General features: G+C 59.6%; 16 protein-coding genes. 9 read left to right on the forward strand and 7 right to left on the reverse strand.

Annotation, left to right across the window (positions count from 1 at the left end; translation table 11 throughout):
* The first annotated feature begins 50 nt into the window (after nucleotides 1–50).
* Nucleotides 51–572: a glutathione peroxidase gene (locus GOV79_RS14330; protein ID WP_170790277.1), complete on the forward strand. Its 522-nt coding sequence runs from the start codon at nucleotides 51–53 to the stop codon at nucleotides 570–572.
* Here the strand turns inward: GOV79_RS14330 and GOV79_RS14335 are convergent.
* A complete protein-coding gene (locus GOV79_RS14335) occupies nucleotides 548–1435 on the reverse strand; it encodes a DMT family transporter (RefSeq protein WP_170790278.1) in 888 nt (295 codons plus the stop codon). The genes GOV79_RS14330 and GOV79_RS14335 overlap by 25 nt on opposite strands.
* Before the next feature lie 194 nt (nucleotides 1436–1629).
* Here GOV79_RS14335 and GOV79_RS14340 point away from each other — a divergent pair, with 194 nt between their 5' ends.
* The gene (locus GOV79_RS14340) at nucleotides 1630–1863 is read left to right on the forward strand and encodes a hypothetical protein (RefSeq protein ID WP_170355542.1); all 234 of its coding nucleotides are present in this window, start codon (nucleotides 1630–1632) and stop codon (nucleotides 1861–1863) included.
* 60 nt (nucleotides 1864–1923) lie between these two features.
* Here the strand turns inward: GOV79_RS14340 and GOV79_RS14345 are convergent, their stop codons facing one another.
* The 4 genes from GOV79_RS14345 to GOV79_RS14360 form a co-directional block, all read right to left on the reverse strand.
* On the reverse strand, nucleotides 1924–2211 hold the full coding sequence (locus tag GOV79_RS14345) for an HU family DNA-binding protein (RefSeq protein WP_039533371.1): 288 nt from the start codon (nucleotides 2209–2211) through the stop codon (nucleotides 1924–1926).
* Nucleotides 2212–2341: 130 nt separating this feature from the next.
* Nucleotides 2342–3805: an AMP nucleosidase gene (locus tag GOV79_RS14350; RefSeq protein WP_170790279.1), complete on the reverse strand. Its 1464-nt coding sequence runs from the start codon at nucleotides 3803–3805 to the stop codon at nucleotides 2342–2344.
* Complete coding sequence (ade, locus tag GOV79_RS14355; protein WP_170790280.1) at nucleotides 3802–5604, reverse strand: adenine deaminase; 1803 nt, start codon at nucleotides 5602–5604, stop codon at nucleotides 3802–3804. The genes GOV79_RS14350 and ade overlap by 4 nt, the downstream gene beginning before the upstream one ends.
* A 139-nt stretch (nucleotides 5605–5743) precedes the next feature.
* Nucleotides 5744–6619 (reverse strand): LysR family transcriptional regulator, encoded by an 876-nt coding sequence (locus GOV79_RS14360; RefSeq protein ID WP_170790281.1) that lies wholly within the window; start codon nucleotides 6617–6619, stop codon nucleotides 5744–5746.
* Nucleotides 6620–6728: 109 nt separating this feature from the next.
* Here GOV79_RS14360 and GOV79_RS14365 point away from each other — a divergent pair, with 109 nt between their 5' ends.
* Nucleotides 6729–7484: a class II aldolase and adducin N-terminal domain-containing protein gene (locus GOV79_RS14365; protein ID WP_170790282.1), complete on the forward strand. Its 756-nt coding sequence runs from the start codon at nucleotides 6729–6731 to the stop codon at nucleotides 7482–7484.
* Between the two features lie 11 nt (nucleotides 7485–7495).
* Entirely contained in the window at nucleotides 7496–8485 is a 990-nt protein-coding gene (locus GOV79_RS14370; protein ID WP_170790283.1) for a sterol desaturase family protein, read from the forward strand.
* Here GOV79_RS14370 and GOV79_RS14375 read toward each other — a convergent pair.
* Nucleotides 8482–9423 (reverse strand): GlxA family transcriptional regulator, encoded by a 942-nt coding sequence (locus GOV79_RS14375; RefSeq protein WP_170790284.1) that lies wholly within the window; start codon nucleotides 9421–9423, stop codon nucleotides 8482–8484. The two genes, GOV79_RS14370 and GOV79_RS14375, sit on opposite strands and share 4 nt — an antisense overlap.
* A 77-nt stretch (nucleotides 9424–9500) precedes the next feature.
* Here GOV79_RS14375 and GOV79_RS14380 point away from each other — a divergent pair, with 77 nt between their 5' ends.
* The 3 genes from GOV79_RS14380 to GOV79_RS14390 are packed head-to-tail and all read left to right on the forward strand — an operon-like array spanning nucleotide 9501 to nucleotide 13446.
* Nucleotides 9501–10661, forward strand: coding sequence for an acyl-CoA dehydrogenase family protein (locus tag GOV79_RS14380; RefSeq protein ID WP_170790301.1), 1161 nt, complete (start codon nucleotides 9501–9503; stop codon nucleotides 10659–10661).
* Nucleotides 10658–12670 (forward strand): acetate--CoA ligase family protein, encoded by a 2013-nt coding sequence (locus GOV79_RS14385; RefSeq protein ID WP_170790285.1) that lies wholly within the window; start codon nucleotides 10658–10660, stop codon nucleotides 12668–12670. Before GOV79_RS14380 ends, GOV79_RS14385 begins: the two co-directional genes overlap by 4 nt.
* Nucleotides 12667–13446, forward strand: coding sequence for a carnitinyl-CoA dehydratase (locus GOV79_RS14390; protein WP_170790286.1), 780 nt, complete (start codon nucleotides 12667–12669; stop codon nucleotides 13444–13446). Before GOV79_RS14385 ends, GOV79_RS14390 begins: the two co-directional genes overlap by 4 nt.
* Here the strand turns inward: GOV79_RS14390 and GOV79_RS14395 are convergent.
* Nucleotides 13443–14075 carry a class I SAM-dependent DNA methyltransferase gene (locus GOV79_RS14395; RefSeq protein ID WP_170790287.1) on the reverse strand — a complete coding sequence of 211 codons (633 nt, stop codon included), beginning with the start codon at nucleotides 14073–14075 and terminating at the stop codon, nucleotides 13443–13445. The genes GOV79_RS14390 and GOV79_RS14395 overlap by 4 nt on opposite strands.
* Before the next feature lie 90 nt (nucleotides 14076–14165).
* Between GOV79_RS14395 and GOV79_RS14400 the strand changes: the two genes are divergently transcribed.
* Together GOV79_RS14400 and katG are read left to right on the forward strand one after the other, a co-directional pair.
* Complete coding sequence (locus tag GOV79_RS14400; protein WP_170790288.1) at nucleotides 14166–15011, forward strand: SDR family oxidoreductase; 846 nt, start codon at nucleotides 14166–14168, stop codon at nucleotides 15009–15011.
* Nucleotides 15012–15248: 237 nt separating this feature from the next.
* Nucleotides 15249–17450 (forward strand): catalase/peroxidase HPI, encoded by a 2202-nt coding sequence (gene katG, locus GOV79_RS14405; protein WP_170790289.1) that lies wholly within the window; start codon nucleotides 15249–15251, stop codon nucleotides 17448–17450.
* Nucleotides 17451–17770: the final 320 nt, after the last annotated feature.

Genomic DNA, 17770 nt, shown 5'->3' on the forward strand with positions numbered 1-17770 from the left:
TGATCCGGGGGACGATTTGGCGCGTATACTTGGGTAGAGGAGAGTTCACCATGTTCCGCATCTTGCTGTTGACCGCTTTGATTCTGACTGGGCGCACCGTGCAGGCTGCGCCGTTGAGCGGAGAGTTTCCGTCCATCGACGGCGGTACCCTGTCGATTGCGGATTGGCGCGGGCAGCCGGTTTTGGTGGTGAACACGGCCTCGCATTGCGGCTTTACCGGGCAATACAGCGCGCTGCAGCAGGTGCATGAGGATTATGGCCCGCGTGGGCTGGTGGTGCTGGCAGTGCCTTCGGATTCCTTCAATCAGGAGTTAGGCTCGGCGGAAGAGGTCAAGGAATTCTGTGACTTCAACTATAACCTGACCCTGCCAATGACCGACATTACCTCGGTTCGAGGCGCAAAAGCGCATCCTTTCTATCAACAGGTCGCGGAGCAGACAGGATTTGAGCCCAGTTGGAACTTCAACAAAATCCTTCTGAACACTGAAGGCGAAGTTATAGCGACCTATGGCGCAACCACGCGCCCCGATTCCCGGCAAGTTTTGTCTCAGGTCGAGGCTTTGCTGCCCTGAGCAGGTTGCCGCGATAACTGCACGGCCAAAATCCCGGCGGTGGTGATCAGTACGCCAACGGCATCCAGTGGGCCGAGTTTTTCCCCCAGTAGCAACGCAGCAATCGTCACGCCGAAAACAGGGTTGAGGAAGTGGAAGGTGGCTGCGCGGGTCGCTCCGATCCGATCCAGCAGCAGAAACCAGATCAGCGTGGCCAACAAGCCGGGGAACAGGGTTGTGTAGGTGAAAGCCAGCGCCAGCGGCACCGTGGGGTGGATATAGATCGTCTCGAATACGGGAGCCGCGACGAACAGAACGGCTGAACCAACCAGCATCTGCAACCCCACGACCATCATGAAATTCCCGCCCGAGGTCGCCCCGCGCACCGCCAAGGTGGCGAAGGTCAGCGCCAAGGCTCCAACACCACAGAGCATCACGCCGAACATATCAACGCCCGCGCTGATGCGGCTGCTCATGATCAGGGCGACGCCTGCAAACCCTGCCAGCAGGCCGATCACGCCCATGGGCCGCAGACGATCACCCAGAAACAGCCAGCTTGCCAGCGCCACTAGCAGCGGCATGGTCGAGGCGATAATGGCGGCAACCGACGCCTCAATCGTTTGCATTGCGTAGAAATTCAGACCCAAATAAAGGGCATTTTGGCAGATTCCAAACAGGATGGTCGCGTACCATTGTTGCTGTGTCAGCCGCCAGCTCTGTCCCATTGCGCGCGCAATGGCCACGCCGATCAACCCGGAAATCAAAAAGCGCAGTGCCAGCGAAAACAACGGTGAAGCGTCCATCACGATGATCCGCGCCGAAGTAAAGGCCGACGACCAGATCAGTGCAAATGTCAGCCCCATCGCCATGGCGCGCAGATCCATCGCCCATCCTCTTTGTTGGTTTCGCGCACTGTTCCTTAAATCAGTAAGGGTCGCAAGATGTACCGTCTGGCCGTAGTAACTAGGAATCTCATAAGAGCACCACACGCGCGGCGCACAATTTATTTCTTACCGGAGTTGGAGTTACTTTTCGGCACGCTAGATTATAAGTGTCGATGACAAAGGCGTAGCTTGTTATGTTGCAAGAGAAGCGAAAAGACTTGGATTCAGAGCGGCAGAAAAAGCTGCTGTTTCGGCTTGTGGATGAACTCAGCCAATCTTCGCCTGATCTGTACTATCGCCCAACCAGTGAGATCGCGACGTACCTTGAAACGTATATTCGTAAGGAAGCAAAACTGTCTGCAGACGATCGGGCCTTGATGAACCGGCTCAGCCGTCGTGATCTGGAAGTGCTGTTAAGTTTGCACTGATCCCAAAGAAAAAGGGCCCCCAAACGGCGGCCCTTGATCGTATCTTTGCGACAGCTGAGATCAGCCGTTCACGCTGTCCTTCAGTGCCTTCGCAATGGTCATTTTAACCACCTTGTCGGCCTCTTTCTTGAACTGCTCGCCAGTGGCGGGGTTGCGCACCATGCGCTCGGGGCGTTCGCGGCAGTAGATTTTACCAACGCCGGGCAGGGTCACTGCGCCGCCGGCCGAAACTTCGCGTGTGATCAGGCCGGTCATGGCCTCCAGCGCGGCGTTCGCGGCTTTCTTGTCAGTCCCCATTTCCTCAGCGAGAGCAGCAACCAGCTGAGTCTTTGTCATAGGCTTTGCCATTTCTTGGTCTCCTTAACGTGCCCGATGTCTTGGGCCTCACCGCGTAACTGTAACGGGATATTGTGGGCGAACACAACGAATAGTAGCGCGGAAAACCCTAAAAATAGGGGGGAAACGTTGCTTTTTTGCTTCAGAGAAAGGCTGTTTCGTCGAAAGAACGCAATTTCCGGCTGTGCAGACGCTCAAGCGGCATGCCTCGCAGGTGTTCCATCGCGCGAATTCCGATCGCCAAATGGCGGCTGACCTGTGTGGTATAGAAGTCCGAGGCCATGCCCGGAAGCTTCAATTCCCCGTGCAGCGGTTTGTCCGAGACACAGAGCAAAGTGCCATAGGGCACCCGGAACCGATATCCATTGGCGGCGATCGTGGCGCTTTCCATATCCAGCGCAATCGCGCGAGACTGGCTGAGGCGCTGCACCGGGCCGGACTGGTCGCGCAGTTCCCAGTTGCGGTTGTCGACCGAGGCGACGGTGCCGGTGCGCATGACGCGCTTTAGCTCGTAGCCGTCCAGTTCTGTCACTTCGGCCACGGCGCGTTCCAACGCTACCTGCACTTCGGCTAGGGGCGGGATCGGCACCCAGACGGGCAGGTCATCGTCCAGCACCTTGTCTTCACGTAGATAGGCATGGGCTAGCACGAAATCCCCCAGCGCCTGCGTGTTGCGCAAGCCGGCGCAATGGCCAACCATCAGCCACGCATGCGGCCGCAGAACTGCGATATGGTCGGTCGCGGTTTTTGCGTTGGATGGCCCCACCCCGATATTGACCAACGTGATCCCCGACCCATCGGCGCGTTTCAGGTGGTAGGTCGGCATCTGAGGCAGCTTCAGCGGCTGCTCCAAAACGCCATCGGCCGAGGTGATCTGCGCATTCCCGGTCGACACAAAGCTGGTATAGCCGCTGTCGGCGGCGGCCAGTTGTTCGCGGGCGTAGTTCTCGAACTCGGACACGTAGAACTGGTAGTTGGTGAACAGCACATGGTTTTGGAAGTGGCTGGGATCGGTGGCAGTGTAATGCGCCAGACGGGCCAGCGAATAATCCACACGCTGGGCGGTGAACAGCGCCAAGGGGCCAATCTCGGTTTCGTGGTCATGCACCCCGTTGACGATATCATCATTGGTGGTCGTCAGATCCGGCACGTCGAACACATCGCGCAAGGTGAATCCCGCCGCGCCCTGATGCGGCACCACGAGGTCGGGGTTATTGGCCACCGCGAAATGAACCGGGATGGGTGTATCCGAGGCGCCAATCGTCACTGGTTGGTCGTGGTTTTTGATCAGCAGGGCAATTTGTTGGGTCAGATAGGCCCGGAACAGATCGGGCCGTGTGACCGTCGTGGCATGGGTGCCGGGTTCCGAGACGTGACCAAAGCTCAGCCGGCTGTCCACATGCGCGTATGAGGTCGTTTTGATGCGAATCTCTGGGTAATAGGCTCTGAAACGCTCAGTCGGAGTGCCTGCCTCCATCGCTTTGGCGAAGTTTTCGCACAGGAAACTTGTGGCCTTTTCGTAGAGCTCTTCCAGGCGCGCCACGGCTGCAGCAGGGTCGGTGAATTTCTCAGGGTTTGGGACGTCGGGTGTTCTTATTATTGTCATGCGAGGGGTTCCAAAAGGTCGATCTTTTCAAATGTCCGCACATCCACCAGCCCAAGGTCGGAAATCCGCAGTTCGGGGATCACGACGAGGGCCAGCAGCGAGTGCTGCATATACGCGTTGTTCAAATGGCAGCCGCAGTCCTGCATCGCCTGAACCATCCGGTCCGCCTTGGCGGCCACTTCGGCGGCGGGACTGTCGGACATCAGGCCAGCGATGGGCAGTTCCACCATCGCCAGTTCCTCGCCGTCGCGGAAAAGGGTGATACCTCCGCCCACCTCGGCCAGCCGGTTCGCCGCCAGCGCCATCTGTTCGCGGTCGGTGCCGACCACGATCATATGGTGGCTGTCATGCGCCACGGTCGAGGCCATGGCCATGCGCCCTTGATACCCAAAGCCCGAGACAAAGGCGTTCGTGACCCCTCCGGTTGCGCGGTGCCGTTCGACCAGCGCAATCTGGCAGACGTCGCCTTCGCCCTCGACCAGCCCGCCGATGATCGGCAATTCTGCCTTCAGCGCCTTGGTCGGGGCTTGGTTTTCTACCACGCCGATCACATTGGCCCGCACGCGGTTGGCGCCCTCGGGGGCTTTGATCTCAAAATCCTTATCGGTCAGGGTATGGCCCAGATGCACCGTATTGCGCGCACTGTCCGGCCAGTTCAGATGCGGGCAGTCTACTGAAATCGCGCCATTTTCGGCAACGATCTGGCCGCGGGCGATCACCACCTCAATCTGCAACGCAGCCAGATCAGAACTCAGGATAATATCCGCCCGCCGGCCTGGCGTGATCGACCCGATCTCGCGTTCCAGCCCGAAATGGGTGGCGGTGTTGATCGTCGCCATCTGCAACGCAATCAACGGATCGCAACCGCAGGCAATCGCGTGGCGCACCACGCGGTTCATATGCCCCTCATTCACCAATGTGCCCGAGTGGCAATCATCCGTGCACAGAATAAAGCCGCGCGGGTCTAACCCTTTCTCGGTCACGGCTGTGATCTGGCTTTCCACGTCATACCAGGCCGAGCCCAGCCGCATCATCGACCGCATCCCCTGCCGCACCCGAGCTATGGCGTCGGCTTCGCAAGTTCCCTCGTGGTCGTCAGCGGGGCCCCCGGCCACATAAGCCGCGAATTCAGGCCCTAAATCAGGCGAAGCATAGTGCCCACCCACGGTTTTCCCCGCATTCTGAGTCGCCGCGATCTCGGCCAGCATCTTCGGGTCGCCGTGGATCACGCCGGGGAAATTCATCATCTCGCCCAACCCGATGATGCCGGGCCAGTTCATCGCCTCGGCCACGTCCTCAGGGGTGATTTCATAGCCTGTGGTTTCAAGCCCTGGGGCCGATGGCGCGCAGGATGGCATCTGGGTGAAGATGTTGACCGGTTGCATCAACGCCTCGTCATGCATCATCCGCACACCGTCCAGTCCCAGCACATTGGCAATCTCATGCGGGTCGGTGAACATCGACGTCGTGCCATGAGGAATGACCGCGCGGGCAAACTCCGCCGGGGTCAGCATCCCCGATTCGATATGCATATGCGCGTCGCACAGACCGGGCAGCATATGGCGCCCATTGGCCTCGATGATCTGCGTCTTTGGGCCGATGCAATGCGAGGCATCCGGTCCCACAAAGGCGATGCGCCCGCTGGCGATTGCGATGTCGTGATCCGGCAGCGCTTCGCGCGTGTGTACGTTCACCCAGATCCCGCCGCACACGACCATGTCGGCTGGATCACGTCCAGCGGCAACAGCGATCAATCGGGGGGCGGTATCGGGCCAACTTGGGAAAGGCGTATATTCCATGGCTCAACTTTTCTGAATGTGTCCGAAGGTGCAACCCCTGCCGAACATCTATCATCAAACCGTCACGCAGCGCGTCAGCGCTGCCCGGCCCAACCAAAGGAGGGCGCGCGCAAGCGCCCCTGACGATGGGCGGGAGCGCCTACCCCGCCAGATCGCGGGCAATTTCCCGCCTTACCCAATCGGCGAACAGGACGGCACCCGGCGTTTCCTCGGCCTGAGGCGACAGCAGCAGGTAATAAGCCTCGGGCATCTCCGCACGATACTCAAACGGAGCCATCAGTTGTCCGCGCTCGATCAGGTCGCGAGCTATGGTGTCATGGGTCAGGCAATACCCACCCCCGGCCATCGCAACAGACAGGCTAACCAGATAGGTTGTTGAATAGGTAATGGGCGAATTTTCCCAAGTTAGGCCCTGTTCAGTGATCCAATTCTGCCAATTCGACAACAGATTAGAGCAATCAAACAGGGGTTGTTCCTGAATATCTTCCAGCCGCACTTCATAGCCCGGCGCGCAGACCGGGTAGTAGTGGTCGGTGCGCAGCAACTCGGTGCGCACCGTGTCGGACGGGCGCAGAGAGTATCGGATTTCGACCGCCGCGCCCTCGGCCATTTCGCGCGGCTCCCAGAGTTCGGTGAAGATGTTCAATTGCACATCCGGGTGCGCAGCCCGGAACCGGGGCAGGCGCGGTCCCAGCCAGTTCACGGCAAAGGTGATGTTGCTCTGAACCTGAACCGCGTTTTGCTGCGCGCCGGTGACGGCCTGTGTGCCGCGCACCAGCGTGCGAAACGCCTCACGCACTACGGGCAGATAGGTGATTCCGGCCTCGGTCAGTTCCAGTGCGCGGGGACGGCGCAGAAACAGGGGTTGGCCCAGATAGCCCTCAAGCGATTTTATCTGCTGACTGACCGCGCTTTGCGTCATGTTCAGATCGCGCGCCGCGCCCGTGAAGGACAGGTGTCGCGCGGCGGCCTCGAACGTGCGCAGCCAGCCCAGCGGAGGCAGCGATGTCTGCATTGGCATAACCTCACCATTAGCTGAGCTTATGAGATAGTCGAGAATTTTTCGTTGGTCAAATCCGCCTCGCGTCGCCACCTTCTTGAGAAACCAGATGGAGGAGCCCGCCATGACCGTCACCGAATTGCGTCCCAATATCGACCACTGGCCCGAGCGGGTCGACCTTGCTGCCACCTTCCGCTGGACTGAACGCCTGAACATGCACGAGGCCGTGGCCAACCACTTCAGTTTGGCGGTCAACGAGGGCGGAACGCAGTTCCTGATGAACGCCAATCAGATGCATTTCGCACGGATCAAGGCGTCGAACCTTCTGCTGCTGGATGCCAATGATCCCGACGTTATGGATCAGCCCGGCGCGCCCGACCCAACCGCTTGGGGTCTGCATGGCTCGATCCACCGCCATTGCCCGCATGCGCGCTGTGTGATGCATGTGCATTCGATCTTTGCAACCGTTCTGGCCTCGTTGGCCGACAGCACTCTACCGCCGATCGACCAGAACACGGCCACCTTCTACAACCGCTATGTTGTAGATCAGGAATTCGGCGGGCTGGCCTTTGAAAGCGAAGGTGAGCGCTGCGCCTCAATGCTGTCGGACCCGAAGAAGAAGGTCATGATCATGGGCAACCATGGCGTGTTGGTGACGGGCAGCGATCCGGCGGATACGTTCAACCGCCTCTATTATTTCGAGCGTGCGGCCGAGACATATATCCGCGCGTTGCAGACCGGCCAGCCCCTGCGTGTCTTGTCCGATGAGATCGCCGAGAAGACCGCGCAGGAACTGGATGACTACCCTGATCAGGCCGAGGCGCATCTGCGGGAAATCAAAGCCCTGCTGGATGCAGAGGGTTCGGATTACGCCAGCTAAAGGGAATTGCCATGACAGACGCCGCCCAAGACCCCGAAGCCGCCCGCTGGCACTATCACCCCGAAGGTCCGGTGGGCTTGAACCCGCTGTTCGCATGGCCTCCGCGCCCCGCCTCTGTGCTGAAGTGGTACAGTGGAGCTTGGCTGCAGATTACCTCGCTGACCCTGTGTATGGGGCTGGCGATCATTACCTATGCCATATTCTTCCCTGCGTTAGAGTCGATGAAGAGCTTTGCTCCGGGGTGGATGTTCCGCATTTGGCTGCTGAACATGGTGCCTCAGATCTTGGTGGCGGGCGGGCTGCATTGGTGGCTTTACATGCGCAAGGGGCAGGGCATGTACAAAAAGTTCGACCGTCGCGACCTGACCCGGGACAACGGCAATTTCACCTTCCGCAATCAGGTCTGGGACAATATCTGGTGGACGCTGGGCAGCGCCATGACCGTGGCAACCGTGTATCAATGGGTGATCTATTGGGCGATGGCCAACGGATATGTGCCGACAGTCACTTGGGCCAGCGCGCCGATTTGGTTTATCGTCTGGATGTTGTTCATTCCGATGTGGTCTGGCTTGCATTTCTATTGGGTGCATCGGCTGGAGCATCACCCAAAGCTCTATAAACACGTCCACGCCGTGCATCATCGCAACGTCAATATCGGCCCGTGGTCGGGGATATCGAACCATTGGTATGAAAACCTGCTGTATTTCACGACCTATTTCATCCATCTGATCGTGCCGTCCCACCCTCTGCATCTTCTGTTTCATACGTATTTCCAGCAGATCAGCCCGGTTCTGTCTCATTCAGGGTTTGAAAAGCTGAAAGCCGGAGAAACTGAAGCGGCCCGTGCGGGGGACTTTTTCCACCAGCTTCATCACCGGTATTTCGAGTGCAACTATGGTACCTCAGAAATCCCTTTCGACAAGTGGTTCGGCACCTATCACGATGGGTCTGCCGAGGCGACGACGCGGACGCGGGCCTACAAAAAACAGATGTATACCTAACCGGATCGCATTGCGCGCGGGGTGGTCCCGAACTCGGTCCGAAAGGCTCGGGTTAGGGCGCTGGGGTCGTCATAGCCTGCGCGCAGGGCGATCTCGGCGATGGTCAGGTCGGTCTCGGCTGCCAGTTTCCGGGCCAGGTTCAGGCGCAGGCGGCGATAGACCTGTGCGGGGCCTGCGCCCAGTTCGGTTTGCATTCGGGCCGCCAATGCCTTTTGCGATCGTCCAACCCGGCGGGCGATCTCGGGGATAGGCAAGGGCGTTTCCAAATGTTCCTGCATCAGCGCCAGCGCTTTGTTCACATAGCCGCTGGTCGCACCCGCCCCGCCGGAGTGAGACCTGGCGGAATCGCGGGTCATGAAAAGCTGCGCAACCTCCAGCGCCAAAGCCTGCCCGCGGTCTCGCCCAATCAGGTGCAGCACCAGATCAAACGCCGCCATCGCGCCAGAACAGGTAATGCGGTCGCCGTCGATCACGTAGCGTTCGCGCTGTGCGTCTATCTCGGGGAACCGCTCAGTAAAACTGCCCAATTCTTCCCAGTGGATCGTCGCACGGTGCCCGTCCAGTAATCCGGCCAGCGCCAACAACCAGCTTCCTGTGTCCAGCCCGGCCAGCGCACTGTAACGCCCCGCTGCGGATCGCAACCCCGCCAGCGTCCGCCACCCGCCATGGGCCCGATACCCGTAAGAGGGCATGACCAGTAAAGTATCGCCGCGTGCATTCTGCAAGATGTCGTGCGGTGCGACTTGCAGCCCCGAAGATGACGTGACGGGAGCGCGATCCAGTGACAGAAATTGCCAGTCATACAGCTTGCGCCCCGCTATGGAATTCGCCGCCCGCAAGGGTTCGACCGCATTCGCAAGGCAGTGGTTGGAAAAGCCGTCGAACAGAAGCACTCCGAATTGCTGCGGCGCAGCAGGCGATTTGATCCATCTTTGCATGATTTAGGTCTATTTCTGCATATTCAGCTTGGCAAGCCACGTCAGGATATCCGCAACCCCAGATGTGGAGACCCCAGATGCAATATGGCCTGTCCAACGAACAAGAGATGATCGCCGCGACCGTTCGCAGCTTTGTCGAAAACGAAATCTACCCGCATGAAGAGCTGGTCGAGCGCACTGGCGAGGTTCCGCACGAGATCGCCGCCGAGATCAAACGCAAGACGATCGAGTTGGGCTTTTATGCCTGCAACTTCCCCGAAAGCGTCGGCTGTGCCGGGCTAAACCATCTGGAGTTTGCGCTGGTCGAGCGCGAGTTGGGCCGGGGATCCATGGCGCTGAACCATTTCTTCGGACGGCCGCAAAACATCCTGATGGCGTGCGAGGGGGATCAGATCGACCGTTACCTGATGCCGGCCGTCAGGGGTGAAAAGATGGACGCGCTGGCGATGACTGAACCGGGTGCGGGCTCGGACGTGCGGGGGATGAAATGCGCTGCCGTGCGCGATGGGGGCGACTGGGTGGTCAATGGCACCAAGCACTTCATCTCGGGCGCGGAACATGCAGACTTTATCATCGTCTTCATCGCAACCGGTGAAGATCAGACGCCGAAAGGCCCGAAGAAGCGCATCACTGCCTTTCTGGTCGATCGCGGGACCCCCGGCTTCACGATCCGGGATGGATACAAGTCGGTCAGTCATCGCGGCTACAAGAACATGGTGCTGGATTTCGACGATTGCCGCCTGCCGGATGCGCAGGTTCTGGGCGAGGTTGATGGCGGGTTCGAGGTGATGAACACCTGGCTTTACGCCACCCGGATCACCGTTGCCGCAATGTCGGTTGGGCGTGCGCGCCGAGCGTTCGACTATGCGCTGGACTATGCCGCCACGCGTGAACAATTCGGCCAGAAGATCGGCAAGTTTCAGGGCGTCTCATTCCAGATTGCAGACATGATCACCGAGATTGATGCCGCCGATCTGCTGACCCTTGCAGCCGCCGATCGTCTGGACAAGGGGCTGCCCGCCAACCGCGAGATTGCCTCGGCCAAACTGTACGCCTCGGAAATGCTGGCCCGGGTGACGGATGCGGCGATTCAGGTGCATGGCGGGATGGGTCTGATGGATGACTACCCGCTGGAGCGATTCTGGCGTGACGCGCGTGTCGAACGCATCTGGGACGGCACCAGCGAGATTCAGCGCCACATCATCAGCCGCGATCTCTTGCGGGCGCTGGGCGCATGACGACAGCGCTGGCCCGAGCGCTGAACCCAAAGACCATCGCCGTGATCGGCGGTGGCGCGTGGTGTACGTCTGTTATCGAGCAGACACGCAAGTTTGGATTCGAGGGCGAAATTTGGCCTGTGCACCCCAAAGCAACCGATGTCGCGGGGGAAAGTGCTTACCCGACACTCGAGTCGTTGCCTGATGTGCCCGACATGGCCTTTGTTGGCATCAACCGCCACGCCACAATTGAGGCCGTCAGGATTCTGTCTGCGATGGGGACGGGCGGTGCGGTCTGTTTCGCTTCCGGCTATACCGAGGCACAGGCTGAAGACCATTCAGGCGCGGGCCTTCAGGATCAGTTGATCGCCGCCGCAGGGGACATGCCGATTTTTGGGCCGAATTGTTACGGTTTCGTCAATGGCCTGGATCGTGTGGCTGTCTGGCCTGATCAGCACGGCATGCGGCCTGTGGATCGCGGGGTGGCGATCCTGACGCAAAGCTCGAACATTGCCATCAACATGACCATGCAGCGCCGCGCTTTGCCGTTGGCCTTCATGCTGACCTGTGGAAATCAGGCGCAGACGCATCAGGCCCAGATTGCCTCGGCGTTGTTGGATGACGACCGCATTACGGCCATCGGCGTGCATATCGAAGGGTTTGGCGATCTGCGCAAATGGGAGGCGCTGGCTAAAAAGGCTCGTCAGCGCGGTGTCCCGATTGTTGCGCTGAAGATGGGCCGGTCGGTCCATGCCCAGGCGGCAACGATTTCGCATACGGCCTCGCTGGCGGGGCAGGACGCGGGTGCTCAGGCGTTTCTGGATCGGTTGGGGATTGCCCGCTTGGATGACATCCCCAGCTTTCTGGAATGCCTCAAGCTGTTGCATGTTGCTGGGCGTCTGGACAGCAACGGGCTGGGTACGATCAGCTGCTCGGGGGGCGAGGCCAGTCTGGCCGCCGATATGGCCGAGGGGCGTGATCTGCACTTTCCGCCGTTGACGGATACGCAACGCACCGATCTGCGCGCGGCATTGGGGCCGATGGTGGCGCTGGCGAACCCGCTGGACTACCACACCTATATCTGGCGCGACACCGACGCCATGACGCGTGCCTGGTCGGCGATGATGGGGCCAGAACAGGCTCTGACTATGGCCATTGTGGACTATCCGCACACTGATCAAACCGATTGGAACTGTGCGACGCAGGCCGCGTTGAATTGTGTGGCACAAACCGGGCGGTCCTTTGCAGTGACAGCGACTCTGCCCGAGTTGATGCCCGAGGACGTCGCGCAGCGCCTGATGGATGGCGGCGTTATCCCCTTCGCCGGGCTCCATGAGGCACTGTCGGCTGTCGAAGCAGCGGCGCGACCCACAGGGCAGGGCTCGGATCCGGTGGTTCTTCCCAGTGCCGCCAATCCAGACGTCACGCTGACCGAGGCGGAGGCCAAGGACCAGCTTGCAGCCTTCGGTGTGTCCACTCCGAAAAGGCGGGTGATTCAGGCCGATGCCGCCTGTGCGGGTGACATGACCGGTCCTTTCGCCGTCAAGGGCGTTGGACTGGCGCATAAATCAGACCATGGGGCGGTTCAGTTAGGGGTCAGCGCGGACGATCTGCCAGCGGTCGCGGCCCAGATCGGCACCTCTGAGGTTCTGATCGAGGAAATGGCACCTGAAGGCGTTGCCGAGTTGCTAATCGGTGTCACCTGCGATCCGGCCCATGGCTATGTTCTGACCTTAGGCGCGGGCGGGGTGTTGACGGAAATCCTACGGGACTCGGTGTCGCTGCTGATCCCGTCACCTCGGCATGTAGTTGAAAAGGCGCTGGGCGAGCTGGCTTGTGCGCCTTTGTTGGCTGGCTATCGCGGCAAACCCGCAGCCGACATGGGCGCGATCCTGGTTACGGTCGAGGCCGTTCAGGCCTATGTTATTGCCAACGCAACCCATGTCAGCGAAGTTGAAATCAATCCGCTGATTTGCGGGCCTAAAGGGGCCGTGGCGGTGGATGCACTGATCCGAAAGGCACGCACATGAACCCGGTCAAAACCCAGCGCGACGGCGCGATTCTACTGGTCACTCTGGACCGTCCCAAAGCCAACGCGATTGATCTGGCTACCAGCCGCGTTATGGGGGAGGTGTTTCGGGATTTCCGCGATGACCCGGACCTGCGCGTGGCAATCATCACCGGTGGCGGCGACAAGTTCTTTTGCCCCGGCTGGGATCTGAAGGCTGCGGCGGATGGCGACGCGGTGGATGGCGATTATGGCGTGGGCGGCTTCGGCGGGTTGCAAGAGCTGCGCGATATGAACAAGCCGGTGATTGCCGCCGTGAACGGTATCGCCTGCGGTGGCGGGCTGGAATTGGCGCTGAGCGCCGACATGATCATCGCCGCAGATCACGCCAGCTTTGCTCTGCCCGAAATCCGATCCGGCACCGTTGCGGATGCCGCCAGTGTCAAACTGCCCAAACGCATCCCCTATCATATCGCGATGGAACTGCTGCTGACCGGACGCTGGTTCGATCCGGGCGAGGCCAAGGCATGGGGCTTGATCAACGAGATTGTTCCCGGTGATCAATTAATGGACCGCGCTTGGGAACTGGCGCGTTTATTGGCCAGCGGGCCGCCCCTGGTCTATGCCGCGCTCAAAGAGATCGTGCGCGAGGCCGAGGATTCAAAGTTTCAGGACATTATGAACCGGATCACACGGCGGCAATTGCCGACCGTGGATGTTCTGTATGGGTCCGAGGACAATCTGGAAGGCGCCCGCGCCTTTGCCGAGAAACGCGACCCGGTCTGGAAAGGGCGCTAAATCCGCTCGAACAAGGCGATGAGCGCCGTGTCGTCCTTGTTGGGACCAACGGCGAGGTCGCCATAGATACGTACTTCGGGCAGAGACAGGTTTCTGATCTGTCCCTGAGCCAGCTTGTGAAGCGCCTCGGCAAAGCCAAGTGCCTCATAATGTTGGGCGTTGATCGACAGGGCGAATTGCGCACCGTGGCGCGCGACGCGCAGCAAGGGCAACAGCGCCTCGGGGCCGAGGTGGCCGTGGGTGAAGGTGCCCGATGACACGATGCCCGAGTAGCTTTCGCGCGGCACAGGGATGCCCTCGTTCAGGTCGGCCTCGATTGCATCGCGGTAGATGTCTTTGCGCATGGCCTGATCCAGCATCTGGGCGCTGATATCGGTGGCGTCGATGGGACCGACGCCCAGCCCGACCAGAACGTCGCCGCACAGACCGGTCCCCGCGCCCACATCCAGCACCGGGCCCTGTCCTCCCGCCCCTACAAAGGCGCGCGCCGTGTGGATGTGGAGCTGATAATCCTCACGCGTGGCAAAGCCTGTGTCATAATCCCCGGCCCATTCCGCATAAAGCCGCCGGTTGTCGTCCGGCGTTTCCAGCGCATAGGCCGCATGCAGATCAGGGGTTTTATCGCTCATGCCTAAAAGAAAGGCCCATTGTGGGATTCGAATCAAGTATCCCGTCGCCCGCGCTTGCATCCGGCTGATTTGGGGATCATCAATGGCGGCATGACTGGTACTCTTTATTCATTCGGCCATGGCTATTCCGCGCAGGAATTGTCGCGGCTTTTGGCACCCGCGGGCTGGCGCATCATCGGAACCACCCGTGACCCCGCGCAATCAATAACCCTGCGGGCTTCGGGGGCAGAGCCGGTTGTTTGGCCTGGACAGCAGGTTGATTTGGACGGGGTGACGCATTTGCTGATCTCGACGGCGCCTAATGCCGAAGGTGACCCGGTTCTGGCGGCCTTGAAGGACGAAATCACCGAGCGCGCCGCGCAGTTCAAATGGGTCGGGTACTTGTCGACCACAGCCGTTTACGGCGATCATCAGGGTGATTGGGTAGATGAGACTACCCCTGCAACACCCACGGCCCAAAGGGGCAGATGGCGGGTGCAGGCGGAACAGCAATGGCTGACCATTCCGGGTCTGCCCACGCATATTTTCCGGCTGGCGGGGATCTATGGCCCCGGTCGCGGTCCGTTCTCCAAGCTGAAACGCGTTGGGATGCGGCGGATCATAAAGCCGGGTCAGGTCTTTTCGCGCATTCACGTGGCCGATATCGCGCAGGTACTGGCGGCGTCGATGGCCGCGCCAAATCCCGGCGCCATATATAATGTCTGCGATGATGAACCGGTTCCACCACAGGATGTCATTGCCTATGCGGCTGAGTTGCAGGGATTGCCTCTGCCCCCCGCCGTTCCTTTTGACAAGGCCGACCTAACCCCGATGGCCCGCAGTTTTTACAACGAGAACAAGCGGGTCAGAAACGACCGGATCAAGGATGAGTTGGGGGTAAAGCTGCTTTATCCAGACTACCGGGTCGGGCTGACGTCTCTGATGCGCGCGGAATGATTGAATTGTGATAGCTTTTAGTTATCATAATCATCCATAAACAAAACTTATTCGCATGGATTGTCTTTGCTAGAACGGTTCTAGACAAGACCTACCGAGTCGCTACTGCCCATCACGACTGCGCGATTTTTCGTCATGCTTTTAGGATGGATAAAAGTGTCATCTATATGTGCTCTTGATCGACCGAGTTTTTAGCGGCGCACCTGCGCCGGAATTTTGCCAGGAATGGAGATCGACATGGACGGAAGTGATAACCCCAAAGCAGGCGGATGCCCTGTCATGCACGGCGCAGGAACCCGGTCTAACCGGGACTGGTGGCCGAACCAGCTGAACCTGTCGATCCTGCATCAGCACGGACCGGCCTCGAACCCGATGGATGCCGATTTCAACTACGCTGAAGAGTTCAAGAAACTGGACATGAAGGCGCTGAAAGAAGACCTGTATGCGCTGATGACGGATTCGCAGGACTGGTGGCCTGCGGATTATGGTCATTACGGCGGATTGTTCATTCGTATGGCGTGGCACAGCGCCGGGACATACCGGACGGCGGATGGCCGGGGTGGTGCTTCGACCGGGAACCAGCGGTTTGCCCCGCTGAACAGCTGGCCGGATAACGGCAACCTCGATAAGGCGCGCCGTCTTTTGTGGCCGATCAAGCAGAAATACGGCAACCAGATTTCATGGGCTGACCTGATGATCCTTGCGGGCAACTGCGCCATCGAATCCATGGGCGGCAAGACCTTTGGCTTTGCCGGTGGCCGCGAAGACATTTGGGCCCCCGAGGAAGACATCTATTGGGGCACTGAGACCGAATGGCTGGCCCCCACCGACAACCCGAACAGCCGCTATTCCGGTGAACGCGATCTGGAAAACCCGCTGGCCGCTGTGCAGATGGGCCTGATCTATGTGAACCCAGAAGGCCCCGATGGTGAGCCGAACGTGCTGGCCTCGGGCCGTGACATCCGCGACACCTTTGGTCGGATGGCGATGAATGACGAGGAAACCGTGGCTCTGGTTGCGGGTGGTCATACCTTTGGCAAAGCGCATGGCGCGGGCGATCCCGATCTGGTTGGCCCCGAACCCGAAGCTGCCGCGATCGAGGAAATGGGCTTTGGCTGGATCAACAAGTTTGGCTCGGGCAAAGGTGACGACACCACAACCTCGGGAATCGAAGGCGCGTGGACCGCGAACCCGATCCAATGGGACAACGGCTATTTCGATCTTCTATTTGGCTATGACTGGAACCTGACCAAAAGCCCCTCTGGCGCGTGGATCTGGGAGCCGGTCGGCGTGAAAGAAGAAGACATGGCCCCGGCGGCGCATGATCCGTCGAAAAAGGTCAAGACCATGATGACCACCGCCGACATGGCGATGCGCATGGACCCGATCTATGGCCCGATCTCGAAGCGCTTCCATGAGAACCCCGAAGAATTCGCAGATGCGTTCGCCCGCGCCTGGTTCAAGCTGACCCACCGCGACATGGGCCCCCGCGCGGCCTATATCGGTGAAGAAGCTCCGACCGAGGAGCTGATCTGGCAGGACAACGTCCCCGCCATAGATCATGATCTGGTGGATGATGCGGATGTGGCGGACCTGAAAGCCAAGATCGCGGCAACCGGTCTGTCGGTGTCGGAACTGGTTTCGACCGCTTGGGCCTCGGCTTCGACCTTCCGCGGGTCGGACAAGCGTGGCGGTGCCAATGGTGCCCGTATCCGTCTTGCGCCGCAGAAAGACTGGGATGTGAACGAGCCGATGAAATTGTCCAAGGCGCTGTCCGCGCTCGAGGGTGTTCAGGCCGCGTTCAACGATGCGCAGTTGGGCGGCAAAAAGGTCTCGCTGGCGGATGTGATCGTTCTGGCCGGCGCCGTAGGTATCGAACAGGCGGCCAAGGCTGGCGGTCAGGATGTCGAGGTTCCGTTTACTCCGGGCCGCACTGATGCGTCGCAGGACCAGACGGATGTCGATAGCTTTGCGGTGATGGAGCCCATCGCTGATGGCTTCCGCAACTATCAGAAAGGTGACTATACCGTTTCACCCGAAGAGTTGCTGGTCGACAAAGCGCAACTATTGACCTTGTCCGCGCCTGAAATGACCGCACTGGTTGGTGGGCTGCGCGTGATTGGCGCCAATTTCGGCGATACCAAGCATGGCGTGTTCACAGACCGGGTCGGTACGCTCAGCACCGATTTCTTCACCAACTTGTTGGACATGAGCACCGAATGGAAGCCCGCAGGCAAGGGCGTCTATGAAGGCCGCGACCGCGCCAGCGGTGAGGTCAAGTGGACCGGGACCCGTGTCGATCTGGTCTTTGGCTCGAACTCGCAACTGCGGGCGCTGGCCGAGGTCTATGGTCAGGCCGGGGCCGAAGCCAAGTTCACCACCGACTTTGTGTCCGCTTGGATCAAGGTGATGAACGCGGACCGGTTCGACCTGAAGTAATTTAGACCACCATCACTCACAATACGACGCCGCGCAGGGAAACTTGGGCGGCGTTTTATTTGCGAGTCATGAACGGCTACCAAGCATTGGGTACGATTCCTGCGAAAGGGGTATGCATCCTCTATTGTGACACTCTGTTCGGCGGGTTTTCGATGCGATTATTAAAGTTAGTCTGTTGTTTTTGTTAAGTTAAATAAGTTTCTACCTGCAAATTCAAAGTTTTTTCAAAATGGGGGTTGCAGGTTCCAGACCTAATCCGTAAATACCCCTTCACCGGCGCTGCTGAGGCGGTGCTGGGGCGCTGGAGACGGTGCTGACGG

The sequence above is a fragment of the Ruegeria lacuscaerulensis genome (assembly GCF_013034745.1).
Classification (GTDB): Bacteria; Pseudomonadota; Alphaproteobacteria; order Rhodobacterales; family Rhodobacteraceae; genus Ruegeria; species Ruegeria lacuscaerulensis_B.